Annotated in this window: 26 protein-coding genes and 1 tRNA gene; 16 read left to right on the top strand and 11 right to left on the bottom strand. The window is 40.0% G+C overall.

The features are described 5' to 3' along the window. Positions 1–55 precede the first annotated feature (55 nt). The 3 genes from INP95_RS07775 (at position 56) to qseC (ending at position 2508) form a co-directional block, all read left to right on the top strand. The gene (locus tag INP95_RS07775) at positions 56–424 is read left to right on the top strand and encodes a YgiW/YdeI family stress tolerance OB fold protein (protein ID WP_197561038.1); all 369 of its coding nucleotides are present in this window, start codon (positions 56–58) and stop codon (positions 422–424) included. A 70-nt stretch (positions 425–494) separates the two neighbouring features. Then, positions 495–1163 carry a response regulator gene (locus tag INP95_RS07770; RefSeq protein WP_014065314.1) on the top strand — a complete coding sequence of 223 codons (669 nt, stop codon included), beginning with the start codon at positions 495–497 and terminating at the stop codon, positions 1161–1163. Continuing rightward, positions 1153–2508, top strand: a complete 1356-nt coding sequence (gene qseC / locus INP95_RS07765; RefSeq protein ID WP_197560466.1) for a quorum sensing histidine kinase QseC — start codon at positions 1153–1155, stop codon at positions 2506–2508. Before INP95_RS07770 ends, qseC begins: the two co-directional genes overlap by 11 nt. Positions 2509–2536: 28 nt before the next feature. Here the strand turns inward: qseC and INP95_RS07760 are convergent, their stop codons facing one another. Further along, positions 2537–3097: a YceB family lipoprotein gene (locus INP95_RS07760; RefSeq protein WP_197560465.1), complete on the bottom strand. Its 561-nt coding sequence runs from the start codon at positions 3095–3097 to the stop codon at positions 2537–2539. Between the two features lie 88 nt (positions 3098–3185). On the opposite strand from INP95_RS07760, the gene INP95_RS07755 reads away from it, so the two are divergent. The 9 genes from INP95_RS07755 (at position 3186) to tyrA (ending at position 11426) form a co-directional block, all read left to right on the top strand. Further along, positions 3186–3908, top strand: coding sequence for a BUD32 family EKC/KEOPS complex subunit (locus INP95_RS07755; RefSeq protein WP_197560464.1), 723 nt, complete (start codon positions 3186–3188; stop codon positions 3906–3908). Then, on the top strand, positions 3905–4033 hold the full coding sequence (locus INP95_RS09895; protein WP_005696016.1) for a hypothetical protein: 129 nt from the start codon (positions 3905–3907) through the stop codon (positions 4031–4033). The genes INP95_RS07755 and INP95_RS09895 overlap by 4 nt, the downstream gene beginning before the upstream one ends. A gap of 114 nt (positions 4034–4147) precedes the next feature. Beyond that, positions 4148–4224 (top strand) — tRNA-Met (locus tag INP95_RS07750). Between the two features lie 129 nt (positions 4225–4353). Next, positions 4354–4809: a ribosome maturation factor RimP gene (gene rimP, locus INP95_RS07745; protein WP_005696017.1), complete on the top strand. Its 456-nt coding sequence runs from the start codon at positions 4354–4356 to the stop codon at positions 4807–4809. A gap of 15 nt (positions 4810–4824) precedes the next feature. Further along, positions 4825–6312 carry a transcription termination factor NusA gene (nusA, locus tag INP95_RS07740; RefSeq protein WP_197560463.1) on the top strand — a complete coding sequence of 496 codons (1488 nt, stop codon included), beginning with the start codon at positions 4825–4827 and terminating at the stop codon, positions 6310–6312. A gap of 11 nt (positions 6313–6323) precedes the next feature. Next, on the top strand, positions 6324–8843 hold the full coding sequence (infB, locus tag INP95_RS07735) for a translation initiation factor IF-2 (RefSeq protein WP_197560462.1): 2520 nt from the start codon (positions 6324–6326) through the stop codon (positions 8841–8843). A 62-nt stretch (positions 8844–8905) separates the two neighbouring features. Continuing rightward, complete coding sequence (gene rbfA, locus INP95_RS07730; protein WP_005699364.1) at positions 8906–9292, top strand: 30S ribosome-binding factor RbfA; 387 nt, start codon at positions 8906–8908, stop codon at positions 9290–9292. Next, positions 9292–10215, top strand: coding sequence for a tRNA pseudouridine(55) synthase TruB (truB, locus tag INP95_RS07725; protein ID WP_070592175.1), 924 nt, complete (start codon positions 9292–9294; stop codon positions 10213–10215). The genes rbfA and truB overlap by 1 nt, the downstream gene beginning before the upstream one ends. An 86-nt stretch (positions 10216–10301) precedes the next feature. Then, positions 10302–11426: a bifunctional chorismate mutase/prephenate dehydrogenase gene (gene tyrA, locus INP95_RS07720; RefSeq protein ID WP_070592173.1), complete on the top strand. Its 1125-nt coding sequence runs from the start codon at positions 10302–10304 to the stop codon at positions 11424–11426. Between the two features lie 43 nt (positions 11427–11469). Here the strand turns inward: tyrA and queF are convergent, their stop codons facing one another. Genes queF through INP95_RS07695 form a run of 5 tightly spaced genes read right to left on the bottom strand, consistent with a single transcriptional unit; the run spans position 11470 to position 15197 of the window. Continuing rightward, positions 11470–12309, bottom strand: coding sequence for an NADPH-dependent 7-cyano-7-deazaguanine reductase QueF (gene queF / locus INP95_RS07715; RefSeq protein WP_070592170.1), 840 nt, complete (start codon positions 12307–12309; stop codon positions 11470–11472). Positions 12310–12333: 24 nt separating this feature from the next. After that, positions 12334–13119 carry a Zn-ribbon-containing protein gene (locus tag INP95_RS07710; protein WP_070592168.1) on the bottom strand — a complete coding sequence of 262 codons (786 nt, stop codon included), beginning with the start codon at positions 13117–13119 and terminating at the stop codon, positions 12334–12336. 2 nt (positions 13120–13121) lie between these two features. Continuing rightward, positions 13122–13496, bottom strand: coding sequence for a SufE family protein (locus INP95_RS07705; RefSeq protein ID WP_070592165.1), 375 nt, complete (start codon positions 13494–13496; stop codon positions 13122–13124). Beyond that, entirely contained in the window at positions 13490–14692 is a 1203-nt protein-coding gene (locus INP95_RS07700; protein ID WP_070592163.1) for a cysteine desulfurase, read from the bottom strand. The genes INP95_RS07705 and INP95_RS07700 overlap by 7 nt, the downstream gene beginning before the upstream one ends. Next, on the bottom strand, positions 14682–15197 hold the full coding sequence (locus INP95_RS07695) for a thermonuclease family protein (protein ID WP_005699019.1): 516 nt from the start codon (positions 15195–15197) through the stop codon (positions 14682–14684). Before INP95_RS07695 ends, INP95_RS07700 begins: the two co-directional genes overlap by 11 nt. A gap of 112 nt (positions 15198–15309) precedes the next feature. Here INP95_RS07695 and INP95_RS07690 point away from each other — a divergent pair, with 112 nt between their 5' ends. Genes INP95_RS07690 through INP95_RS07675 form a run of 4 tightly spaced genes read left to right on the top strand, consistent with a single transcriptional unit; the run spans position 15310 to position 19766 of the window. After that, on the top strand, positions 15310–15726 hold the full coding sequence (locus INP95_RS07690; RefSeq protein ID WP_065243244.1) for a CidA/LrgA family protein: 417 nt from the start codon (positions 15310–15312) through the stop codon (positions 15724–15726). Between the two features lie 9 nt (positions 15727–15735). After that, positions 15736–16428: a CidB/LrgB family autolysis modulator gene (locus INP95_RS07685; RefSeq protein ID WP_197560461.1), complete on the top strand. Its 693-nt coding sequence runs from the start codon at positions 15736–15738 to the stop codon at positions 16426–16428. Then, on the top strand, positions 16425–17777 hold the full coding sequence (locus INP95_RS07680) for an anti-phage deoxyguanosine triphosphatase (protein WP_197560460.1): 1353 nt from the start codon (positions 16425–16427) through the stop codon (positions 17775–17777). The genes INP95_RS07685 and INP95_RS07680 overlap by 4 nt, the downstream gene beginning before the upstream one ends. Before the next feature lie 45 nt (positions 17778–17822). Next, positions 17823–19766: an ABC transporter ATP-binding protein gene (locus tag INP95_RS07675; protein WP_197560459.1), complete on the top strand. Its 1944-nt coding sequence runs from the start codon at positions 17823–17825 to the stop codon at positions 19764–19766. Positions 19767–19808: 42 nt separating this feature from the next. Here the strand turns inward: INP95_RS07675 and INP95_RS07670 are convergent, their stop codons facing one another. From INP95_RS07670 to rsxD, 5 genes are read right to left on the bottom strand one after another with little or no spacing between them, the layout of a single operon-like run. Next, the gene (locus INP95_RS07670) at positions 19809–21179 is read right to left on the bottom strand and encodes a sodium-dependent transporter (protein WP_197560458.1); all 1371 of its coding nucleotides are present in this window, start codon (positions 21177–21179) and stop codon (positions 19809–19811) included. A 26-nt stretch (positions 21180–21205) separates the two neighbouring features. After that, positions 21206–21841 carry an endonuclease III gene (gene nth / locus INP95_RS07665; protein WP_005696036.1) on the bottom strand — a complete coding sequence of 212 codons (636 nt, stop codon included), beginning with the start codon at positions 21839–21841 and terminating at the stop codon, positions 21206–21208. Further along, positions 21838–22548: an electron transport complex subunit E gene (gene rsxE, locus INP95_RS07660; protein WP_005699035.1), complete on the bottom strand. Its 711-nt coding sequence runs from the start codon at positions 22546–22548 to the stop codon at positions 21838–21840. Before rsxE ends, nth begins: the two co-directional genes overlap by 4 nt. 10 nt (positions 22549–22558) lie before the next feature. Beyond that, the gene (rsxG, locus tag INP95_RS07655) at positions 22559–23185 is read right to left on the bottom strand and encodes an electron transport complex subunit RsxG (protein WP_070592148.1); all 627 of its coding nucleotides are present in this window, start codon (positions 23183–23185) and stop codon (positions 22559–22561) included. Continuing rightward, positions 23185–24267: an electron transport complex subunit RsxD gene (rsxD, locus tag INP95_RS07650; RefSeq protein ID WP_070592144.1), complete on the bottom strand. Its 1083-nt coding sequence runs from the start codon at positions 24265–24267 to the stop codon at positions 23185–23187. The genes rsxG and rsxD overlap by 1 nt, the downstream gene beginning before the upstream one ends. Positions 24268–24276: the final 9 nt, after the last annotated feature.

Genomic DNA, 24276 nt, shown 5'->3' with positions numbered 1-24276 from the left:
ATCCTTCGCTTTGAAACATGATTAATTTATGCTTAATTCTATTTAGGAGAACATGATGAAAAAATTTGCTTTAGCAACCCTTTTAGCTTTATCTACTTCAGCAGCATTTGCTGGTTTTAATGGTAACACTGCACAAGGTGGCTTCCATGGTGGTGACCAAGGTCAACAACTTACTGTTCAACAAGCATTATCTGCGAAAGATAATTCTATGATTACCTTAGTCGGTAATATCACTCAACAAATTAAAGGTGATAAATATCTTTTTACCGATGGTACAGACCAAATCAAATTGGAAATTAAAAACCGCGTTTGGAATGGATTAAATGTGGGACCTCAGGATAAAATCCGCGTTTACGGTAAACTAGACAATGAAATGTTTGAAAAACCAGAGCTTGAAGTAATTAGCGTTGAAAAAGCGCAATAATCATATAATTTGAAGTGGTGGGCAAAGCCCGCCATTTTGTTTTGAGAAAAGTAAAAGTGCGGTCAATATTATGCGAGTTTTATTAGTAGAAGACGATCCTCTCATCGGCAATGGTCTGCAAATTGGTTTAACAAAATCAGGCTTTATTGTAGATTGGTTTACCGATGGGCAAAGTGGATTAAACGCCTTAATCGGCGCGCCTTATGATGCGGTGGTATTGGATTTAACCCTGCCTAAACTAGATGGTTTGGATGTGTTAAAACAATGGCGTTCAAATAATCAAGATGTGCCAGTGTTGATCTTAACTGCGCGTGATACATTGGATGAACGGATTAAAGGCATTCAACAAGGTGCGGATGATTATCTTTGTAAACCCTTTGCCTTGGCTGAAGTGGTGGTGCGATTACAAGCATTAATTCGTCGTCGTTATGGGCAAGTCAAACCGCAGATTGAGCATGGCAATGTCAAACTCGATCCTGCTCAACGTAAGGCTTGGTTGAATGAGGATGAAATTACATTAACCGGGCGTGAGTATAAATTACTCGAGCTTTTTATGCTGAATAAAGAGCGAGTACTTTCTCGTGCGACCATTGAAGAAAAACTGTCAAATTGGGATGAAGAATTAAGTAGTGGTGCATTGGACGTACATATTTATAATTTACGTCAAAAACTGGGTAAACAATTTATTCGTACTGTACATGGCGTAGGCTATGCTTTAGGACAAGTTAATGAAAAATAAACGACTAAGTTTTCGCCTCTTAATCGGTTTAAGTTTGACCGCACTTTGTGTGTGGTGCATAGCCACAGCTGTTGCATGGACAGTCGTAAAAAAAGAAGCTAAAGACGTGTTTAATGCACAACAAGTACTTTTTGCTGAGCGTTTGGCAACCTCTGATTTAAAAAATGTATTGTTGGAAGAAAATGCGAATTTTCCACGTGGTGGATTTAAACCACAGAAACGTCATTACGATAATGATGCTCTAGCCTTTGCTATATTTTCTAACAAAGGCGAAAGAGTATTAACCGATGGTGATAATGGCGACAAATTTATTTTTAAAAATAAGACGGGTTTTAGCAAAGAACATATTTTAGATGATGACGATGAATGGCTGATTTATTGGCAACCTGTCGGTAAAGGTGAACTTGTCATTGCGGTGGGACAAGAATTGGAATACCGCGAAGAGTTGGTCAATAAAATGGTCTTCAGCCAAACAGGGATTTGGTTTGCTGGATTACCAATACTATTATTGGTTGCGTTTATTGTGATTTATCGTGCATTAAAACCAATTAATCGATTGAGTCGAAACGTACAAGCTCGTCGCCCTGGAGATGTATCGTTATTAGAAACCGATAATGTACCAACAGAGATTCTACCGTTAGTCCAAAACTTAAATCAATTTTTCACACGTACCAGTGAGCAGCTAGAACGGGAGCGCCGTTTTGTTTCTGATGCAGCACATGAATTACGTAGTCCATTAGCGGCATTGCGTATTCAAACAGAAGTCGCACAGTTAGCTGGCGATGATGCACAAACACGTGAAACGGCTTTAGCGCATTTAACCCAAGGTATCGATCGGGCAACTCAATTAATCGAACAGCTTCTTACGCTTTCCCGCTTAGAGAATCTCAAAGAATTAGATAACCTTGCTGATATTCATTGGTCGGAAATTATCACTTCGCTTATTGGTGATTTATATTTTAGTGCACAACAACGCCAAATCGAATTACAGTTTGAGCATCAGGGAGATCCTGCCGTTAAGCAAGGGCAGCCATTATTACTTGCACAAATGCTACGAAACTTATTAGATAATGCCATAAAATATTGTCCTCAAGGCACTCTGGTTCGTGTGATTTTACAGCCACGTAAAATTTTTATTGAAGATAATGGCAGTGGTGTTGCGCCAGAAGAATTAGCGAAATTAGGGCAGCGTTTTTATCGTCCTGCAGGACAAAATGAAAAGGGAAGTGGGCTTGGATTGTCTATTGTGGCAAGAATAGCAGAATTGCATCACTATCGTTTCCGATTAGACAATATTGAAGATAACGGGCAAATTCAAGGTTTGCGAGCTATCATTGAGTTATAAAAAAAGGGCGTTTAATACGCCCTTTTTGTTAAAACATTCCACCAATTAATTCCAATCGACCTTTCTCAACTTTAATTTCTTTGGCGAATTTCTTAATCAGCATTTGTTTCATGTCACTTTCATCCAAGGTGTAAACTGGCATCCGACTTAATAGTGCTGCCACACCATCACTTAATAGCGGCATAACATCTTGGAGTTGCTCCATCACACTATTAGGTTCGCCAGACCAGCGTAAAATTCGCAGATTTTTTAAATAGAGCGCACCTTCCTGTGGGTTATATTCTGGAACGGCATCAAAGGTTAAATGCAATTTAGCCGGATAGGTTTTACCGGATAAACGAATAAGCGTATCAGCCAAACCACTCATTTCAACACGATTACTTTCAGTTTGCCCGATTTGAGTTACTAAATCTTTCAGCGCATAATCCACTGAAAATAATCGTGGAATACCGAGTTTGTCATTAATCGTGCCTTTTTCACTTAAATATTGGTTAATTTGTTGCTCGCTGATGCTAAAAGGGGAAGCTTGTACAGACAGCGTGCAGAAACCTAATATCAGCACGGTAAGCAATTTTTTCAAAAAATGCATATTTTTCTCCTTGATTGAAAAAGAATAAAAATTTTGTAGAATGTATCGCTTATCTTTTCAATACACAATAAAAATTTAAGTAGAGATTATGACTTTGTCACTTAAAGACCATGTGCAAAAGCTTCTTGAAGAACATCGTGGAGAACGCGTTTTCCGCTTTGAATATTTAGGAAAACATTATTGGTTAAAACAGCCTGAGCAATTAAAAGGGATATGGTTATTATTAAAACCATATCCAAAACAACATTTTAAAGAAGAGTGTGAAATACTACAGCATTTAAATAATATTGGTGCACCAGTACCTAAATTATGCGGTTTCGGTGATGATTATTTAGTATTGGAAGATGCAGGGCCAACATTAAACATCTGGCTGAATGATGAAACATTGTCTTGGGCAGAAAAATCACATATTTTGCATTCAGCGATAGAAATATTGATTAATCTTCATCAACAAGGCATTATTCACGGTCGTCCAGCTATACGAGATATCGCATGGAAAGATGGTAAAATTAGTTTTATGGACTTTGAATCCCATTCAAAAAGCCATAATGAACACTGGTTGATTACACGTGATATGCTGGCATTTTTAGACAGTTTATGTCGTGTGAAAGGCTTAGATAATGAAAAGCTTGATGAATTATTTGATTATTATAAATCTCATTGCCCGACAACTTATTGGACTGATATGTTGTCTTATGTGAGAAGATTTCGTTGGCTTTATTATCTTTTACTTCCGTTCAAACCGATTGCACGAACGGATCTATTGGCCGTTTATCGGTTATTTGAACATTTAACAAAGGAAAATCTATGAAAAAATTATTTTTAGTGGCTGTATTAAGTGCTTTAGTGAGTGCTTGTTCTGTTGGTGTAGGTGCTGGCGGCGGTAGCAACGGTGTAGGCGTTGGTGTTGGTCTAGGCACTGGCTTTGGATTCTAATTCTCGCTTTAGATAAAGCAAAGTGCGGTCAAAAAATCTTATGTTTTCAAGAAAATTAGCAGAAATTACTTGATCTTTTGATTTAGATCACTATAATACACCCCATATTTCGGACGCGGGGTGGAGCAGCTTGGTAGCTCGTCGGGCTCATAACCCGAAGGCCGTCGGTTCAAATCCGGCCCCCGCAACCAATAACAAGTTCAGTAAAAAGAACCCCAAGTTTGGGGTTTTTTTGTACGAGAAATTTAGAAACTGGGCTTAGGTTCATTGACGAACCTAACCCTTTTTTTATGTCTGAATTTTAAGATTAGGAGCAAAAATTGGCAACATTAGAACAAAAATTGCAAGAGATGCTTCAAGGTGCAGTAGAAGACTTAGGCTGCGAACTTTGGGGGATTGAATGCCAACGTGCAGGTCGTTTTATGACCGTGCGTTTATTCATTGATAAAGAAGGTGGCGTAGGCGTTGATGATTGTGCTGATGTAAGTCGTCAAGTGAGCGCGATTTTAGACGTGGAAGATCCGATTGCGGATAAATATAACCTAGAAGTGTCATCACCCGGTCTTGATCGTCCATTATTTACACTTGAACAATTCCAACGTTATGTGGGTGAGGATATCGCTGTGCATTTACGTATTCCTGTTTTAGATCGTCGTAAATGGCAAGGTAAATTGGAAAAAATTGAAAATGACATGTTGACACTTATTGTTGATGGTCAGGAACAAGTTCTTATTTTTGGCAACATTCAAAAAGCCAATGTAATCGCAAAATTTTAAAGGAGAAAAAGGAAAATGAGTAAAGAGATTTTGTTAGCTGCTGAAGCAGTATCTAACGAGAAGTTATTACCACGTGAAAAGATTTTTGAGGCGTTAGAGAGTGCGATTGCGCTTTCAACGAAGAAAAAATATGACTATGAAACCGATATTCGTGTGTCTATCAACACCAAAACAGGGGAGTTTGATACATTCCGTCGCTGGTTAGTTGTTGATGAAGTTAAAGTGCCAACAAAAGAAATGACATTAGAAGCGGCACAATTTGAAGACCCTAATATTCAAATCGGTGATTATGTCGAAGATCAAATCGAATCTATCGCATTTGACCGTATTGCGATGCAAACTGCTCGCCAAGTAATCAGTACTAAAATTCGTGAAGCTGAGCGAGCAAAAGTGGTTGAGCAATTCCGTTCTGAAGAAGGCAAAATTGTTACGGGGACGGTGAAAAAAGTAAATCGTGAAAGCATTATTTTAGATTTAGGCAATAAAGCTGAAGCCGTAATTATGCGTGAAGATATGCTTCCACGTGAAAACTTCCGTCCTGGCGATCGTGTTCGTGGTGTGCTTTATAAAGTGAATCCAGAAAGCAAAACTGCACAACTATTTGTGACTCGTGCGAAACCTGAAATGTTAATCGAGTTATTCCGTATTGAAGTACCAGAAATCGGCGAAGAAATGCTTGAAATCCGTGGTGCAGCTCGTGATCCAGGTTCTCGTGCGAAAATTGCGGTGAAATCCAATGATAAACGTATTGACCCAGTTGGTGCATGTGTGGGTATGCGTGGTGCACGCGTTCAAGCAATTACCAATGAGTTAGGTGGCGAACGTGTGGATATCGTACTTTGGGATGATAATCCAGCACAATATGTAATCAACGCGATGGCACCAGCTGATGTAACGTCAATCATTGTGGATGAAGATAACCACTCAATGGATATTGCGGTTAATGCTGACAACTTAGCACAAGCAATTGGTCGTAATGGTCAAAATGTACGTTTAGCGACACAATTAACCGGTTGGACATTAAATGTCATGACTACCGAACAATTAAATGAAAAACATCAAGCGGAAGATATCAAAGTATTAAATTTATTCATGGATAAATTAGGTCTTGATGAAGAGTTTGCTCAAATCTTAGTGGATGAAGGCTTTACTTCATTAGAAGAAGTGGCTTACGTTCCAGTGAGCGAACTGACTGCAATTGATGGTTTAGAAGATGAAGATCTTATCGAAGAGTTACAAGGTCGTGCAAAAGATGCGATTACTGCAGCTGCTGCAGCTGAAGAAGAAGCCTTGAAAAAAGCGAATATTGAAGATCGTTTATTAAATCTTGAGGGGATGAATCGTCACATTGCCTTTAAATTAGCTGAAAAACAAATTACTACGCTTGAAGAGCTTGCAGAGCAAGGTGTAGATGATTTAGCTGATATCGAAGAATTAACCGCAGAGCAAGCCGCTGACTTTATTATGGCTGCGCGTAATATTTGCTGGTTTAGCGAAGAGTAAGGAGTTTAATAATGACTGAAGATGTAAAAAATGCGGATGCGAATGCACCGAAAAAACTAAGTATTCAACGCAGAACAAAAACAACCGTAAGCAGTACAACAGCTGGCGGTAAAGCAAAAGCGGTACAAGTTGAAGTTCGTAAAAAACGCACTGTGCCAACAGATGCTGCGCGAAAAGCCGCTGAGGCAGAAAAATTAAAAGCACAGCAAGAAGCAGAGAAGAAAGCGGCAGAAGAAAAAGCACGTTTAGCTGCTGAGAAAGCTGCAGAGGAAAAAGCGAAAGCCGAAAAAGCTAAGCTTGAAGCAGAAAAGGCAGCGAAACCAGCACAAAGTGCGGTTGAAAATAAATCTAAATCTGTTGATCCAGAAAAAGAAAAACGTAAAGCGGAAGAAGCAGAACTTCGTCGCAAAGCGGAAGAGCTGGCTCGCCAAAAGGCAGAAGAGCAAGCTCGTAAAGCTGCTGAAGATGCTAAACGTTATGCTGAAGCGGATACGTCAAGCAATGAAAGCGCATCAGAAGATTATACTGATTACAATTTAAGCTCTCGTTATGCTTTAGAAGCGGAAGACGAAGAAGAACGCCGTAATGAAAATCGCGGTCGCGGCAAAAATAAAGTCGCTAAAGCGAAAAAAGAACGCGATGACGTGAAAGGCGGCAATAAAAATGAGCGCGAATCTAACCGTAAAAATCAAAAAGACGGTAAATTCGGTAAAGGTAAAAATGGTAAGAAAGGTGCAGCATTACAACAAGCCTTCACAAAACCTGTTCAGGTTGTGAAACAGGATGTTGTTATTGGTGAAACAATTACCGTTGCGGAATTAGCAAACAAAATGGCAACCAAAGCTACTGAAATCATCAAAGCAATGATGAAGATGGGCGAAATGGTGACCATTAACCAAGTGCTTGACCAAGAAACAGCACAGTTAGTGGCTGAAGAATTAGGTCACAAAGTGATTCTTCGTAATGAAAATGAACTTGAAGAAGAAGTATTAGGCGATCGTGATGTTAACGCAGAAAAAGTGACTCGTGCACCAGTTGTAACCATTATGGGTCACGTTGACCATGGTAAAACCTCATTGCTTGACTATATTCGTAAAGCGAAAGTTGCAGCAGGTGAGGCGGGTGGTATTACTCAGCACATCGGTGCGTACCACGTAGAAATGGATGACGGCAAAATGATCACCTTCTTAGATACGCCGGGACACGCCGCATTTACCTCAATGCGTGCACGTGGTGCGAAAGCAACGGATATCGTCGTTCTTGTTGTTGCTGCAGATGATGGTGTGATGCCTCAAACCATTGAAGCGATTCAACACGCGAAAGCAGCGGGTGCGCCTTTAGTGGTTGCGGTGAACAAAATTGATAAACCAGAAGCAAACCCAGATCGTGTAGAACAAGAATTACTTCAACACGAAGTGATCTCTGAGAAATTTGGTGGTGATGTGCAATTTGTTCCTGTTTCTGCGAAGAAAGGTACTGGTGTTGATGACTTATTAGATGCCATCTTGCTTCAATCAGAAGTACTTGAATTAACAGCTGTAAAAGACGGCATGGCAAGCGGTGTAGTGATTGAGTCTTACCTTGATAAAGGTCGTGGTCCAGTTGCAACCATTCTTGTTCAATCTGGTACCTTACGTAAAGGCGATATCGTACTTTGTGGTTTTGAATACGGTCGCGTTCGTGCAATGCGTGATGAAAACGGTAAAGAAATCGATGAAGCCGGTCCATCTATTCCTGTTGAGGTGTTGGGTCTTTCTGGTGTACCTGCAGCGGGTGATGAAGCAACAGTCGTACGTGATGAGAAAAAAGCACGTGAAGTGGCATTACACCGTCAAGGTAAGTTCCGTGAAGTGAAACTCGCTCGTCAGCAAAAAGCGAAACTTGAAAATATGTTTAGCAATATGACGGAAGGTGATGTGGCAGAGCTTAACGTTATTGTGAAAGCGGACGTACAGGGTTCTGTGGAGGCGATTATTCAATCATTACAAGATCTTTCTACTGATGAAGTGAAAGTGAAAGTAGTGGGCTCAGGCGTAGGTGGTATTTCTGAAACTGATGCAACCTTAGCAGCGGCTTCTAATGCGATTATGGTCGGCTTTAACGTTCGTGCAGATGCTTCTGCTCGTCGTATTATTGAAGCAGAAAATATTGACCTTCGTTATTACTCCATCATTTATGAACTATTAAATGATGTGAAAGCGGCAATGAGCGGTATGCTACAACCTGAATTCAAACAAGAAATCATCGGCTTGGCTGAAGTGCGTGATGTGTTCAAACATCCGAAATTTGGTGCAATCGCCGGTTGTATGGTGACCGAAGGTGTAGTAAAACGTAACAATCCAATCCGCGTATTACGTGATAACGTGGTAATCTTTGAAGGTGAATTGGAATCTCTCCGTCGCTTTAAAGATGACGTTTCTGAAGTCCGTAATGGTATGGAATGTGGTATCGGCGTTAAAAACTACAATGACGTAAAAGTCGGCGACCAAATCGAGGTGTTTGAAGTCGTTGAAGTTAAACGTTCAATCTAATCAATAAAAAGAGCGGTCAAAATTCAACGTATTTTTGACCGCTTTTTAATAAGAGAAATATTATGGCAAGAGAATTTAAACGCAGCGATCGCGTTGCACAAGAATTACAAAAAGAAATCGCCATCATTTTGCAACGTGAAGTGAAAGATCCCCGTATTGGCATGGTAACCGTGTCTGATGTGGAAGTATCAAGCGATTTAGCTTATGCAAAAGTGTTTGTCACATTTTTGTTTGATCATGATGAAGTAGCGATTGCACAGGGCATGAAAGGGTTAGAAAAAGCGGCACCTTACATTCGTTCATTAGTGGGTAAAGCAATGCGTTTACGCATTGTGCCGGAAATTCGTTTCTTCTATGATCAATCCTTAGTCGAAGGGATGCGTATGTCTAATTTGGTGACAAACGTGATACGTGAAGACGAGAAAAAACACGTTGAGGAAAATGACTAATGTCGAGACCTCGTAAGCGTGGACGTGATATTGATGGCGTATTTTTATTAGATAAGCCACAAGGCATGTCATCTAATGATATTATGCAAAAGGTGAAACGCGTATTCCAAGCGAATAAAGCAGGGCATACCGGTGCGCTCGATCCATTAGCAACCGGTATGCTACCTATTTGCTTAGGCGAAGCGACAAAGTTTTCGCAATTCTTATTAGATGCAGATAAACGCTATGTGGTTACAGCAAAATTAGGTGAACGTACGGATACCTCAGATGCAGAAGGACAAGTGGTCGAAACGCGTCCTGTCAATGTGGAAACATCACAAATTTTGACCGCGCTTGAACAATTCCGTGGTGATATTTTGCAAGTGCCGACCATGTTTTCAGCGTTAAAACACAATGGAAAACCATTGTATGAGTATGCTCGCGCAGGCATTACGGTAGAACGTGAAGCACGTCCTATCACGATTTTTGAGCTTAACTTTATTGAGTATCAAGCGCCTTTTCTAACTTTAGAAGTGCATTGTTCGAAAGGAACCTATATCCGAACATTAGTGGATGATTTAGGTGAAGTGTTAGGTTGTGGCGCTCATGTGACAGTGTTACGTAGAACTGCGGTTGCGGATTATCCAACAGAAAAGATGATGACATGGGATGCTTTGCAGGCGCTTGCAGAGCAAGGCAATCTTGCACAACTTGATCAACATCTTTTACCGACAGATACAGCAGTCAGTAAATTACCTGCATTAAAGTTAAACGCAGAGCAAAGTAAAAGTATAGGCTTTGGACAGCGCGTTAAATTTACTAATGAAGCAAAATTGCGTGGTCAAGTGCGGTTGTTTTCTGACAAGAATATCTTTTTAGGCGTGGCACTTATCGATGATAACAATGTAATTCGTCCGCAACGTTTGATTACACAATCTCTCTAACCATTTGCCTTTCTGTTTTAATTCCAGTAATCTCACCTGTAACCTTTTAATTGCAATCAATGTAAATAAGATATTACAGGTGAATTATGGATGTCCTTAACCATTTACGTCAGGAAATTGATGCGCTCGATCGTGAACTGATTCAACTTTTTGCTAAACGCCTCGAACTGGTAAGCCAGGTAGGAGAGGTTAAGCATGAAAAAGGTTTACCAATTTATGCGCCAGAACGTGAATTAGCAATGCTACAAGCGCGCCGAGAAGAGGCGGCGAAAGCGGGAATCTCTCCACAACTTATCGAAGATGTGCTTCGTCGTTTCATGCGTGAATCGTATTCCAATGAAAATCAGTTTGGTTTTAAAACCCTGAATCCAGCCATTAACAAAATTGTTATTGTCGGCGGTTACGGAAAAATGGGGCAATTACTTGCCCGCTATTTGCGCGCTTCTGGTTATCCTATTTCTATTTTAGATCTGAATGATTGGGATGTGGCAGAACGCATTTTAACGAATGCAGATGTTGTCATTGTTTCCGTGCCAATTGATCACACGTTAGAAACCATAGAACGTTTAAAACCCTATTTAACGGAAAATATGCTACTGGTGGATCTCACCTCCGTGAAACGTGCTCCATTAGCTAAAATGTTAGAGGTGCATAAAGGGGCGGTAGTTGGATTGCATCCAATGTTTGGCCCTGATATTGCGAGCATGGCAAAACAAGTGGTTGTGTGTTGTGATGGGCGCTTTAGTGAGTGTTATGAATGGTTACTGGAGCAAATTCAAATCTGGGGTGCAAAAATTTACCAAATTGATGCAGCTGAGCATGATCACAATATGACGTATATTCAAGCATTACGTCACTTTTCTACCTTTGCGAATGGTCTGCATCTTTCTAAACAGCCCGTCAATTTAAGCAATTTATTGGCGCTATCTTCCCCGATTTATCGTTTGGAATTAGCTATGATTGGTCGTCTATTTGCTCAAGATGCGGCACTTTATGCAGATATTATTATGGATAAGCCAGAAAATTTAGATGTGATTGAAAGTTTGAAACAAACCTATGAAGAAGCGTTACAATTCTTTGAAAAAGGCGATCGTCAAGGATTTATTGATGCTTTCCATCAAGTGAGAGAATGGTTTGGGGAATATTCTGATCAATTCTTGCAAGAAAGTCGTCAGTTATTACAACAAGCTCACGATTTACGTCACGTATAAAGTAAAAAGTGCGGTTGATTTTCACCGCACTTTTTCTTTTTACTTATTGTCTTGCCAAACGTAAATTTTGTGGAATTTCCTCAAAGTTCGAACGGAATGGATTAATGTCCAATCCACCACGGCGCGTATAACGCGCATAGACGGTGAGTTTTTCTGGTTTGGCGTAATGCATCAAGTCACAGAAAATACGCTCGACACACTGCTCGTGAAACTCATTATGTTGACGGAAAGACACTATGTAGCGGAGAAGTTTTTCGCGATCGATTTGCTTACCCACATAATGAATTTGCACGGTTCCCCAATCCGGCTGACTGGTGATAAGACAGTTAGATTTCAATAAATGGCTTACTAAGGTTTCTTCCACCACGTTATTGGACGTACAATCTTGCAAAATGTCTGCATCAAATTCGTAGCTGTGGATTTCGATATCCTGATCATCAATGCAATCGCCCGGTAAAGTATCAATACTTTGTCCTTGATAATGGGATAAAGGATGCAAACGTACTTTGACCTCGCCTTGAGCACAAGCACTTAGATCTTCACGCATAGTGTGTTCTACGCTAGCAAAATCAGCAAATTTACTTTGGTTAAAGCTATTTAAGTAGAGTTTAAAGCTTTTCGATTCAATTAAATTTTCACTGCGATAATCAATTTCCACATCGGCAATAGCTACTTGTGGCAAACCTTTTGGATTTAACCAAGAAATTTCGTAGGCTGTCCAAATATCCGCCCCTTCGGAAAATGGCTGTTGTTCAGTTATGCCTAAGCCATCACGATTGAGTTTTCGAGGCACGGGTTGTAACAAAGTGCGGTCATAATTCGCAGCATATTCTGTTGCTTGACCGAGTTTTAAAGATTGAAGGCTTTTATCTTGATAGTTCATTTGTTTTCCTGAATGACGAAAGCGTTATAAAAAATTCCACGACACATTCGAGACTAATCGACATTGGTCGCATTTAAAGTAAATTACATCAAATAGTGGTGCGTCTAATGTCCAATCGCCACCACATTGCGGGCAACAGCGTTGTTGTTCCGATTCTAAAGAATGTCCACCGACACGGTATAAATAATAATAGGTCGGTATGCCGTTTTCTTTTTCGATTTCAGCAGCAAGGTAGCGTCCATGTTTGCTGAGCGTGCTATTAACCTCGAAGATTTCATTTAATGCTTCTTTTTCTAAAGCCGAACCATTCATTTGCAACTGATCGCAGGCCTGCCAATTTTCCTGCCATTTAATTAAATCTTGGCTTAAGTGCGGTTGATTTTTTAGCTGTTTATAGAGCGGAATTGGGGAGAAATCATCCCCGCTATGTAATGGCGAGCAAGATTGTAAATGCGTGGTGTAGAGCATCTGCCATGCAGGTCGGTTACATTCAGCTGTACTGTCAGCATTTAAATCATCGGCAATAATTTGAAAACCTTGAAAATTTAGACCGCACTTTTCAGCATTTTCCATTGCCAGATTCACAGTTTGGTTATTGTTCTTGGGCAAAAGGCTATCTTGCTCAGGGCAAATAACGCGCATTGCAAAACCTTGTTGATCGTCTTCCTCCGTTAAATAAAGCGGGATTTCACGGCCGATAATTTGCCCGTTATAACGCCATTGGTCGATGATTGCATTGAGTAAACGGCTTTGTTGGCCGATGTCATTTTCTAAGGCAGTTAATTTAAAAAAGGGTTCGATCAGATACATAATTACAGATTGTGCAAGATTTCTTCAATTTGTTTTAAACCGTTTAAGCGGGTTTCACTTAAGCGGGAGGCAACACCAAGCTCATCAAAAAATTGACGAATATTAAATTGTTGTAATTGGTTTCGGGTTTGGCCGTTGATGTTTTGTAACAACAACCATAACAAGCCATTCATAATGCGCGCTTCGCTGTAAGCTTGAAATTGAAACGTATCGTCATGTTGTGGAATGGGCATAAACCAAAGTCCCGCTTCACAGCCTTGAATCGATTGCATTTGAGCCAATTCATCAGGAGAAGGTTGAGGGAGATGCTTACCCGCTTGAATAATAAAACGGTAGCGATCTTCCCAATTTTTTGCCTGTTTAATGTTTTCTAGCATGCTAATAACTCTAAGGATTTATCTAATGCCGCAAAAAAAGCGTCCACATCTTGTTGGCTGTTATAAGGCGCAAAAGAAAGTCTTAATGTAGTACGCTCGCCAAGACGGGCTAAGTAAGGTTGGGCACAATGTTCACCCACACGCAACGCAATTTTCTGTTCACTTAATAGGGTAGCAAGATCCGAAGCCGCAATCCCATCAAAAACAAAACATACTACTGAACTCGGTTGCGGTGAATTAAATAAACGACAATTTGGATAGTTTTTTAACCGCACTTTACTTTGCTCAGCAAGAGCAACGGCATAAGCTTCGGCTGCCTGAAAATCCCATTTTTTGAGCCAATCTAGCACTGCACCAAAGCCAATCACGCCCGCAATATTTGGTGTGCCCGCCTCTAATCGATAAGGCAAATCGGCAAAAGTAATACATTCATGGGATACGCGCTCAATCATTTTTCCACCGTAAAAAAGCGGTTGTAGCAGAGAAAGTGAGCTTAATTTTCCGCTTAATATACCAATGCCGTTTGGTCCATAAATTTTGTGTGCCGAAAAGGCAATAAAATCCGCATCTAATGCCTGCAAATCAATTTGTATATGGCTAATAGCCTGAGCGGCATCCACTAAAATGAGCGCATTGCTATGTTGACGGATTACTCGAATTAAATGTTGGATATGTTGTTCCGTTCCCGTTACGTTGGAAACAAAATTGAGCGCCACTAATTTAGTTTTCTCATTTAAGGCTGCAATTAAGGCATTTTCATCAATTAACCAATTATCCAAAATAGGCAACACTTGAATTTTTGCCCCGCATTTTTTCGCTGTCTCATGCCACGTAACATAATTAGCATGATGGTCTGCTTGGCTAATTAAAATCTCGTCATCCGTATGCAAAGAGGGGAGTAAACCGTTAGCGACTAAATTAATGCTATGCGTCGTTCCTGAAGTCCAAATCACCGCTTTTTCATCTTCTGCATTAATTAAGGTTTTAACTAAGTGGCGGGCATTTTCATATTGTGCTGTTTGTGCGGCTTCATACTGACTACGATGCACGGAGCCTGCCGATTGATAAAAAGTACTTGTTGCATCAATTAGTGCTTGAGGTTTTAATGCTGTTGCCGCATTATCCAAATAAACCACGGCATTTGACGATTTAAAATAAGGAAATTCATTTTTAAATGATTGATAATCAAAAGCCATGTTGACCTCCATGTTTGCCTGCTTTGTTCTGTTTTCGCCATTCATAAGGGGCAATAGGGTTGGAATCTCGCCATAAGCCAATTTTTTGTTGTTGGGCAAAATCTTGTGCCTGAAAGTAGAGTGGATTTTTAACATATTGCGGATAAACCCACGCCATGCCGTTTTTTACCATTTCTAAGTTGATGTTTTGTTCTTGCAGGTAAACCGTTGCCAAAATACGTTGGTAACGATCGTAACCAGAAACGGACAACGTCACATTTTGTTTGAAAACCAGTTGTGAAAGATATTGTTTGGCTTTCTTTCCAAATGGTTGGCCTTTTTCCGGTGCATCAATTTCTTGTAATCGCACTTTGAGTTGTTTTTTAGTGGGTAAGAGGCAAGTTAAGGTGTCGCCATCGCTGACCCCTACAACCCAACATGCCATTTGGCGTTCAGTAGCGACTGAAAATTGCGTCCAAAGTGCGGTCAAAATTAGGGCTAAAAATAAGAAAGCATTTTTAATCATTTGGAATTTCTTTGATCTATATCGCAATATTTAACTAAAAAGAGAGGGTAATTCTAACAAAAAAAGCGTAAAATAAATTTGAATTATTGTTAAATAAGTTGAAAGAGGAAATATGTTACTCCAAAAAGGCGTTCAACTTGTTCGCTCGCTCGTGATTTTATACATTATATTGCTACTCGGCAATTTGATTTCGCAGTATGTGCCTGTTGGAATTCCTGGCAGCATCTGGGGATTGTTAATACTTTTTATTGGATTAACCACTCGTATCATTCGTTTAGAATGGATTTATTTGGGTTCTAGTTTGTTAATTCGGTATATGGCAGTACTTTTTGTGCCAGTGAGTGTAGGTATTATCAAATATTATGATTTACTTGTTTCTCAATGGAAAATTTTACTCATTCCAAATATTCTCAGTACTTTTCTGACGCTCTTTATTATCGCATTTTGGGGTAATTATTTGTTTTACAAGCAATCTTTTGCTCATAAACGTCAGAAAGTATTAGAGAAACGTAATTTTCAGGCAGACTAAGGTTTTATTATGCAGTATGCAATTTATCTTTATACTGGTTTAACGATTTTCGGATTTTGGCTCGCATTACAAATTAGTAAACGTTGGAAGTCCATGATTTTCAATACTTTCGTACTTACTGTATCCATTCTCGTTTTGATCTTAGAAGTAGGAGGTATCCCTTATGATAATTATATGGCAGGAAATGCGCCTATTAATAATTTATTAGGATTGAGTATTGTTGCACTGGCGTTACCGTTGTATGAACAACTTCGTCAAATTGCCAAACAGTGGAAAATTATCCTTTCAGTCGTCACATTGGCTTCGATATTCTCAATGTTTACCGGGGCTATTTTTGCTATTATTTTAGGCGCAAGTCCTGAAATGGTAGCAACAGTATTACCAAAATCGATTACTACCCCTATTGCGATGGAAGTGTCTTCGCATTTAGGCGGTATTCCCGCCGTGACTGCGGTAGGTGTGGTTGTTGCCGGTTTACAAGGCTCCGTTTTTGGTTATCTCATCTTGAAAAAAGTCGGAATTAAACAACAAGAAGCGGTTGGCTTATCTGTTGGTGCGGTTTCTCACGCATTAGGCACAGTAAGTTGTATGGAAGCTGATCCGAAAGCGGGGAGTTATAGTTCGATTTCTTTGGTACTTTGCGGTATTATGAGTTCCATTTTAGCGCCCTTAGTATTCCATGTTATTTGTCTATTTTTATGAGAACCCAATTAGCTGATTTTTGGACTGAACGTTTCCTTCCTGATCCGCCTCGCGAAAAAGATCACCGACCACCATTTCGTCGTGATCGCGGGCGGATTTTACATTCCGCCGCTTTCCGTTGTTTACAAGCAAAAACACAAATTCACGCGGTGGGCGAAAATGATTTTTATCGTACGCGCCTAACTCATTCTCTTGAAGTAGCACAAATCGGTAGCAGTCTGGTTTCCCAATTAAAATTTGCGGAAAGCTATGTTGCTATTTCAGACCAGCTTTATATTGAAAAAAGTGAATTACAGAAACAACTCAAACCTTTATTACCAAGCAATGATTTAATTGAAAGTTTGTGCTTTGCGCATGATATTGGCCATCCACCGTTTGGCCATGGAGGGGAGGTCGCGCTCAATTATATGATGTGTAATCATGGTGGCTTTGAAGGTAATGCACAGACATTTCGTATTATCACTAAACTTGAGCCTTATACCGAAACAGCTGGAATGAATTTAACGCGTCGTGCTATTTTAGGCGTGGTGAAATATCCAAATATTTTAGACTTATCTTCACCGCAATATGCCCAGTTGCCGCATGCTGAAAACTCAGATCCGCGTTATGTCAAAATTAGCGATTGGAAACCAGGAAAAGGCTTATTCCGTGATGACGTCACTATGTTTAACTGGCTATTGCAAAACCTTTCTGAAAATGACCGCACTTTGTTTGGCTCATTTCAAAAAGCGCGGTCAAATCCTGGCGAGTTTTTAAAAACGCAATTTAAATCTTTAGATTGCAGTATTATGGAATTGGCGGACGATATTGCGTATGGCGTACATGATTTAGAAGATGCGATTGTGACTGGTGTAGTAAATCAACATCAATGGCAAGAAGCATTGGCTGAACTTAAAGCGATTCCTTCAGATTGGCTGGCAAAAAATATAGAGCAAGTCAGCCAACGATTATTCTCCAACCATCATTTCGAGCGTAAAAATGCCATTGGTGCATTAGTGAATTTCTTTATTACTCATGTGCGTTGGAAAGTCACCGGTAATTTTGATGAACCTTTGTTACGTTATAATGCAGAACTACCGCAAGATGTGATTGCGGCATTAAATGTGTTCAAAAAGTTTGTATGGAAATACGTGATTCGTCATGTGGAAACGCAACGTATTGAATATAAAGGCCAACGCATTCTTACGGAAATGTTCCAGATTTTTGAGTCTGACCCAGAACGTTTATTGCCAACGAATACGGCTACTCGTTGGAAAAATGCGCCAGAACAGGGCAAAAAACGTATTATTTGTGACTATATCGCAGGCATGTCAGATGCCTATGCTTTAAAGGTTTATCATCAGCTCTAAAGTGCGGTTATTTTTATTGATATTTTGAATTTATAGGACAATTTTGTGGCATTAATTAGTTTAACTAACGCTTATCTTTCTTTTAGTGATCATCCGTTACTTGATCACGCTGAACTGCATATTGAACCCAATGAGCGCGTATGTTTGGTGGGGCGTAACGGGGCAGGTAAATCAACGTTATTAAAAATTATTGCACAGCAAGTCACGATGGATGACGGCAAAGTGCAATATGAAAAAGATTTAGTGGTTTCACGTTTAGAACAAGACCCGCCTCGCCATGCTGAAGGGAATGTGTTTGATTATGTGGCAGAAGGCATTGAGCATTTAGCGGATTTGTTAAAGGAATATCACCATATTTCACAAGAGTTGACACAAAATTACAGTGAGCAAATTCTTAACCAACTTGCGCAAGTGCAAGCAAAATTAGAGCATGCCAATGGTTGGCAATTTGAAAATAAAATCAATGAAGTTCTACAAAAGCTTGAGTTAAATCCTGATACTAAATTAGCGGATTTATCGGGTGGTTGGTTGCGTAAAGCCGCTCTTGCTCGTGCGTTGGTGTGTAATCCCGATGTCTTGTTATTAGATGAACCGACCAATCACTTAGATGTGGATGCAATCGAATGGTTAGAAAACTTCTTATTGGAATTTACCGGAAGTATTGTGTTTATTTCCCACGACCGTTCTTTTATCCGCAAAATGGCCACTCGTATTGTCGATTTAGACCGCGGGAAATTAGTGTTTTATCCAGGTAACTATGATTTATACCTCACCGCTAAAGAGGAAATCTTACGTGTCGAAGCATTGCAGAATGAGCTTTTTGATAAGCGCTTAGCGCAAGAAGAGGTTTGGATTCGTCAAGGTATTAAAGCTCGCCGTACGCGTAATGAAGGCCGTGTGCGCGCTTTAAAAGCCATGCGTGAAGAACGTCGTCAGCGTCGTGAGGTGATGGGTACTGCTAAGTTACAATTAGATAACTCAAGTCGTTCTGGCAAAATCGTGTTTGAAATGGAAGATGTGAGCTATGAAATTGAAGGCAAACAACTTCTCAAAGATTTCAGTACGACCATTTTACGTGGCGATAAAATTGCATTGGTTGGCCCAAATGGTTGCGGAAAAACCACCTTTATTAAACTTTTATTAGGTGAAATCAAGCCAACCAGTGGTCGTATTCATTGTGGTACAAAATTAGATATCGCTTATTTTGATCAATATCGTGCTGATCTTGATCTGGAAAAAACGGTGATGGATAACGTTGCCGATGGCAAACAGGATATTGAGGTCAATGGTGTAAAACGTCATGTGTTGGGCTATTTGCAGGATTTCTTATTTCCACCGAAACGAGCGATGACACCCGTCAAAGCGCTTTCAGGTGGTGAACGTAACCGTTTGTTATTGGCTAAATTATTACTGAAACCGAATAACTTGCTGATTCTCGATGAACCAACCAATGACTTGGATGTAGAAACCTTAGAATTATTGGAAGAAATCCTCACGGATTATCAAGGCACCTTATTGATTGTCAGTCATGATCGTCAGTTTATTGATAATGTCGCGACTGTGTGTTATTTCTTTGAAGGCGATGGCGTATTGAATAAATACGTGGGCGGTTTCTTTGATGCGAAAGGACAACAAGCCAATTACTTTGCGATGAAAGCAGAGCAAGAGACCCCAAAATCCAAAAGAGAAGCACCAAAAGTACAGGAAAGTGCGGTCAAAAATGATGCTGTTTCTCAAAAGCCAAAATCCGTTAAACTTTCTTACAAAGAACAACGTGAGTTAGAACAGCTACCACAATTGTTGGAAGAATTGGAAGAGAAAATTACTGCACTTCAAGCTGAAATTGGTGACCCTCACTTTTTCCAACAAGCCCATGATGTAACAGATGCAAAGCTTAAGGAATTATCGGACACCGAAGCTGAACTTGAAACAGCTTTCCTCCGTTGGGAAGAACTTGAAGAGAAAAAAACTCAAGCTGAAGCAAAATAGAGGATAGATAAAAAAACCGAGCGAAATTGCTCGGTTTTTTTATTACATATTACTGATAAAAATCACCAAAATAATCACTGGAACCACAAACTTAACATAGTTAAACCAAATTGTGGTGAAGCGTGAATTTGGTGTTGGTGATAGTTCTTTTTTTGCATCGTCTTTTAACACAAAACCAACGAAAATCGCACAACCAAGTGCGGTCAACATAAAGAGAATATTGCCGCTGACGAAATCGAAGGCATCGAAAATGCTTTTACCGAAAATGGTGAAATCTTTCCAAAGGTTATCACCTAGAATAGAGGGTATATTACCTAATAAGAAAATCCCCATTAAGGTCACAAAAATTGCTTTACCACGGCGCATTCTGAGTTTTTCTTGCAATGCGGTGATGATGACTTCATAAATGGTAATTGATGTGGTTAATGCGGCAATAAGCAATAAGCCGAAGAATACGATAGCAAAGAATTTACCTGCCCATAAATGTGAGAATACAATTGGTAAACTTTGGAAAACCAAGGTTGGGCCAGCGTTAGGTTCAATGCCGAATGTGAATAATGATGGGAAGATCATAAAACCACATAACACAGCGATAATGGTATTGGTGAAACCCGTAATAACGGCTGTGTGAATAAGGTTTTCTTCCTTGTTTAAATAGCTGGAGAGGGTGATTAATACACCGAAACCAAGGCTTAATGCGAAGAACACTTGGCCTAATACGAAAATGAATAATTTAGGTGTAATTTTGCTGAAATCTGGTTTTAAGTAGAAAGTCACACCCTCCATTGCACCCGGTAAGGTAAGGTTACGAATCACCATGCCGATGAGGAAAATGAAGAGTAATGGCATTAAGTATTTTACGGAACGTTCAATCCCGCCGATGATACCTTTCGCTAAAATAATGTAATTCACTGCCACAAACAGGAAGGTGTAGAGCATGATTTCCCATGGGCTGTTGCTGATGTGTAAATCGTAGAAATCTTTGGCCACTTCTTTTGTAATTGGGGTACTGATATCAAGGGTATTATTCATCAGGCTGATGATATAAGACATCACCCAACCACCTAATACCATGTAATAAGCCATGATACCAAATGAGCCAAGAAGCCCCATGTAACCAAGAATCTTCCAATATTTGGAGATGTTTTTACCTTTATCTTGGATTTTGTCGCCAAAGGCATCAATGGAATTCACACGCAAACGGCGTCCGATAACATTTTCTACTAAAATCATCGGGATACCAATGACAATCATCGCGATACAAAAGAGGAGTACGTAGGCACCGCCGCCATTTTCACCCACTAAATAAGGGAAGCGCCACGTTGCCCCAAAGCCAACTGTCGCACCCGCAACGGTGAGCACATAAGTTAGTCGGCTAGACCATGTTTGGCGAGATTGATTGTTTGTTGTCATAATATATTCCGTTTGATTTTATTCGTTTAATATTCTGTTTTTTCTTTGTATTCACAGAGATCTTCAATAATGCAAGCTCCACATCGAGGTTTGCGCGCGGTACAAGTATAGCGCCCGTGCAAAATCAGCCAGTGATGTACATCCACTTTAAATTCTTTTGGCACAACTTTGAGTAGTTTTTCTTCCACTTTTACCACATCTTTGCCAGGGGCAAAGTTTGTGCGGTTGCATACGCGAAAAATATGCGTATCCACTGCAATAGTTGGATGACCGAAAGCGGTATTTAACACTACATTCGCCGTTTTTCTGCCGACTCCCGCAAGGGCTTCTAAGGCTTCACGACTTTCAGGTACTTCACCGTTGTGTTTTTCAACTAAATCACGGCAGGTTTTAATGATATTTTCTGCTTTGCTGTTATAAAGCCCGATGGTTTTAATGTATTCTTTTAACCCCTCTAAGCCGAGATCTAAAATAGCTTGTGGGGTATTTGCCACAGGGAATAATTTTGCTGTCGCTTTATTCACGCCTTTATCGGTCGCTTGAGCTGACAAAATCACAGCGATGAGTAATTCGAAAGGCGAATTATACTCTAATTCCGTGGTTGGATGCGGGTTTTGCTCCCGAAGTCGAGTGAGGATTTCAATTCGTTTAGCTTGGTTCATTTTTTCATATCAATTCGGTTTTTAATCGCCAGTAGAATGCCTAATCCAATAAACGCACCTGGCGGAAGAATAAAGAGTAAAAAGCTGCTGTCAGCGTGATAAATATGTAATGTCAGGAATTTGGCGCCTTGACCAAATAGGTTTTCAATGCCTTCAAAAAGGGTACCTTGGCCTAGGATTTCACGTAGCGCACCTAATACGGTGATACTTAATGCCATACCTAATCCCATCGAAAAACCATCCCAGGCTGCATGTGCTACGCTATTTTTAGAGGCAAAGGCTTCGGCACGACCGATGACGATACAGTTAGTCACGATTAAAGGAATAAAAATCCCAAGAGCTTGATAGAGTGTATAGGTATAAGCATTCATCAATAATTGCACCACGGTTACGGTGGTGGCAATAATCATCACATAAATCGGAATACGGATTTCATGAGGGATTTGTTTACGAAAGAGCGAAACAACGGTGTTTGTACAGGTTAAAACCAACATAGTTGCAAGGCCCAAACCCAATGCATTCGTCGCAGTACTTGATACAGCTAAGAGCGGACAAAGCCCCAATAATTGCACGAGGGTTGAGTTATTTTTCCATACGCCTTGAATAAAGATTTCTTTCCAAATAGAAGGCGTTTGCGTTATTTCTTCTGAATTTTCAACCGCACTTTGCTCATCAAGTGAGGTCGTTTTTTCGGTTAAATCAGTCATAATAAATATCCTATTGCGCGTATTTTTTTGCCATCTCGTTGAGTAATGCCTCATTTTCAAGCATCACGAGAGCAGAACGTTTTACTTGATTTACAATCGCGCGTGGCGTAATGGTTGCGCCAGAAAATTGATCAAATTTACCGCCATCTTTTTTGACCGCCCAATCTTTTAGGCTTTCTGGTACGATAACTTGGTTCGTAAAACTTAAAATCCAATTAGATATGCGAAGTTCGATTTTATCGCCCAATCCTGGGGTTTCATGATGTTCGATGACACGCACACCTAAAACTTCACCTTTTGGTGTGATTCCTACTAATAAACGGATATTCCCTGAATAACCATCTGGTGCTGTTGTTTCATAAGCATAGGCAGTGGGTACATGATCTTTAATAGCAAAATAGAGTTTTTGAATGCCTTTGAGTTTATCTTGCTCAGGTGTTTCTACGCTTTCAAGCAAGTTATTATTAAAATAATCTTGAGGGATCACTTGGAGTAATAACGCTTTTTGTTGTTCAGCCATGGCTTCATCAATTTTATCTTTTGTCAGCATATAAATGCCTGCAGAAACAGCGGTACATGTAAGCGCAATAAAACCTAATAACAAACCAAAACGGGAGGTGACTTTTAAAATACCCATTATTTTCTCCCTTTTGCAAAGTGGCCAGCTACACGAGGGCGGGTATAGTGATCGATAAGTGGTACACAAATATTACTTAACAAAATCGCAAATGCCACGCCGTCAGGGTAGTTTCCAAAGTAACGAATAAGGTAAACCAATAGTCCAACCAAAGTACCAAATACAAGCTTACCACGAGGTGTAATAGAAGCTGTGACAGGGTCAGTCGCAATAAAGAATGCGCCGAACATCATGGCACCGCTAAAGAGTTGGCTTATCATACTTAAATGATGATGGCCTGACATCGCAGTGATTGTTGCTAAGGTCACAAAGGTCACGAGCATTGAAACAGGAACTTGCCAGTGAATTTTTTTCTTTAAGATTAATACAATCCCACCAAGCATAAATGCCAGATTAACCTGCCACCAACCTTCAGCAAAGTCAGTCCCGTTTTGTAATAAAATCGGCAATTTTACAAAATCATGGAATACGCTTTCATCGCCTTGATGTAAGTTATAGAAGATTTTTGCGCTGTCTAATGGCGTCGCTTGTGTAATTCCATCAATGGAATGGACGAGTTGGCTTAAGCTAAAACCGTCAGTGGTTAAGCCTGTGAAAATTAAAGAAAGCGAATCCGCAAATGTTGGGGGTTCATTTAATAATGAAATAGGCGGCATCCAACTTGTCATTTGTAGAGGGAAAGAAATCAATAGCACCACATAACCCACCATAGCCGGATTAAAAGGATTTTGTCCCAAGCCGCCATAAACGTGTTTGCCTAGAATAACAGCAGAAAGCGTACCGATTAAAATCACCCAATAAGGTGCATAAGGCGGAATCGCCATCGCTAAAATTAAGGCAGTAAGCACCACGCTAAAATCTGAAATATAGACAAGATTTGCCTTATTGCGCAATTTGGTCACAATAAACTCAAGTAATAATGCGAAAGAAATAGCCAAGGCGGATTGCACCAAAACACCCATTCCAAAATAATAAATTTGTGTGAGCAGAGCAGGCAACATGGCTGCAATCACCCATAACATAATACGGGCGGTTAATTTGCCTGAATGGGTATGAGGCGAACTCACCATTTTCTTAAACATAATTTTTTC

This window comes from Haemophilus parainfluenzae (assembly GCF_014931375.1).
GTDB lineage: Bacteria > Pseudomonadota > Gammaproteobacteria > Enterobacterales > Pasteurellaceae > Haemophilus_D.
The sequence above is the reverse complement of the archived record's forward strand: the minus strand, read 5'-3'. Positions and strand labels throughout refer to the sequence as shown.

Excerpts from the sequence above, each read along its gene's own strand:
- INP95_RS07775 (WP_197561038.1), top strand. The coding sequence starts at position 56 with ATGAAAAAATTTGCTTTAGCAACCCTTTTAGCTTTATCTACTTCAGCA.
- INP95_RS07770 (WP_014065314.1), top strand. The coding sequence starts at position 495 with ATGCGAGTTTTATTAGTAGAAGACGATCCTCTCATCGGCAATGGTCTG.
- qseC (WP_197560466.1), top strand. The coding sequence starts at position 1,153 with ATGAAAAATAAACGACTAAGTTTTCGCCTCTTAATCGGTTTAAGTTTG.
- INP95_RS07760 (WP_197560465.1), bottom strand. The coding sequence starts at position 3,097 with ATGCATTTTTTGAAAAAATTGCTTACCGTGCTGATATTAGGTTTCTGC.
- INP95_RS07755 (WP_197560464.1), top strand. The coding sequence starts at position 3,186 with ATGACTTTGTCACTTAAAGACCATGTGCAAAAGCTTCTTGAAGAACAT.
- INP95_RS09895 (WP_005696016.1), top strand. The coding sequence starts at position 3,905 with ATGAAAAAATTATTTTTAGTGGCTGTATTAAGTGCTTTAGTGAGTGCT.
- nusA (WP_197560463.1), top strand. The coding sequence starts at position 4,825 with ATGAGTAAAGAGATTTTGTTAGCTGCTGAAGCAGTATCTAACGAGAAG.
- infB (WP_197560462.1), top strand. The coding sequence starts at position 6,324 with ATGACTGAAGATGTAAAAAATGCGGATGCGAATGCACCGAAAAAACTA.
- rbfA (WP_005699364.1), top strand. The coding sequence starts at position 8,906 with ATGGCAAGAGAATTTAAACGCAGCGATCGCGTTGCACAAGAATTACAA.
- truB (WP_070592175.1), top strand. The coding sequence starts at position 9,292 with ATGTCGAGACCTCGTAAGCGTGGACGTGATATTGATGGCGTATTTTTA.
- tyrA (WP_070592173.1), top strand. The coding sequence starts at position 10,302 with ATGGATGTCCTTAACCATTTACGTCAGGAAATTGATGCGCTCGATCGT.
- queF (WP_070592170.1), bottom strand. The coding sequence starts at position 12,309 with ATGAACTATCAAGATAAAAGCCTTCAATCTTTAAAACTCGGTCAAGCA.
- INP95_RS07710 (WP_070592168.1), bottom strand. The coding sequence starts at position 13,119 with ATGTATCTGATCGAACCCTTTTTTAAATTAACTGCCTTAGAAAATGAC.
- INP95_RS07705 (WP_070592165.1), bottom strand. The coding sequence starts at position 13,496 with ATGCTAGAAAACATTAAACAGGCAAAAAATTGGGAAGATCGCTACCGT.
- INP95_RS07700 (WP_070592163.1), bottom strand. The coding sequence starts at position 14,692 with ATGGCTTTTGATTATCAATCATTTAAAAATGAATTTCCTTATTTTAAA.
- INP95_RS07695 (WP_005699019.1), bottom strand. The coding sequence starts at position 15,197 with ATGATTAAAAATGCTTTCTTATTTTTAGCCCTAATTTTGACCGCACTT.
- INP95_RS07690 (WP_065243244.1), top strand. The coding sequence starts at position 15,310 with ATGTTACTCCAAAAAGGCGTTCAACTTGTTCGCTCGCTCGTGATTTTA.
- INP95_RS07685 (WP_197560461.1), top strand. The coding sequence starts at position 15,736 with ATGCAGTATGCAATTTATCTTTATACTGGTTTAACGATTTTCGGATTT.
- INP95_RS07680 (WP_197560460.1), top strand. The coding sequence starts at position 16,425 with ATGAGAACCCAATTAGCTGATTTTTGGACTGAACGTTTCCTTCCTGAT.
- INP95_RS07670 (WP_197560458.1), bottom strand. The coding sequence starts at position 21,179 with ATGACAACAAACAATCAATCTCGCCAAACATGGTCTAGCCGACTAACT.
- nth (WP_005696036.1), bottom strand. The coding sequence starts at position 21,841 with ATGAACCAAGCTAAACGAATTGAAATCCTCACTCGACTTCGGGAGCAA.
- rsxE (WP_005699035.1), bottom strand. The coding sequence starts at position 22,548 with ATGACTGATTTAACCGAAAAAACGACCTCACTTGATGAGCAAAGTGCG.
- rsxG (WP_070592148.1), bottom strand. The coding sequence starts at position 23,185 with ATGGGTATTTTAAAAGTCACCTCCCGTTTTGGTTTGTTATTAGGTTTT.
- rsxD (WP_070592144.1), bottom strand. The coding sequence starts at position 24,267 with ATGTTTAAGAAAATGGTGAGTTCGCCTCATACCCATTCAGGCAAATTA.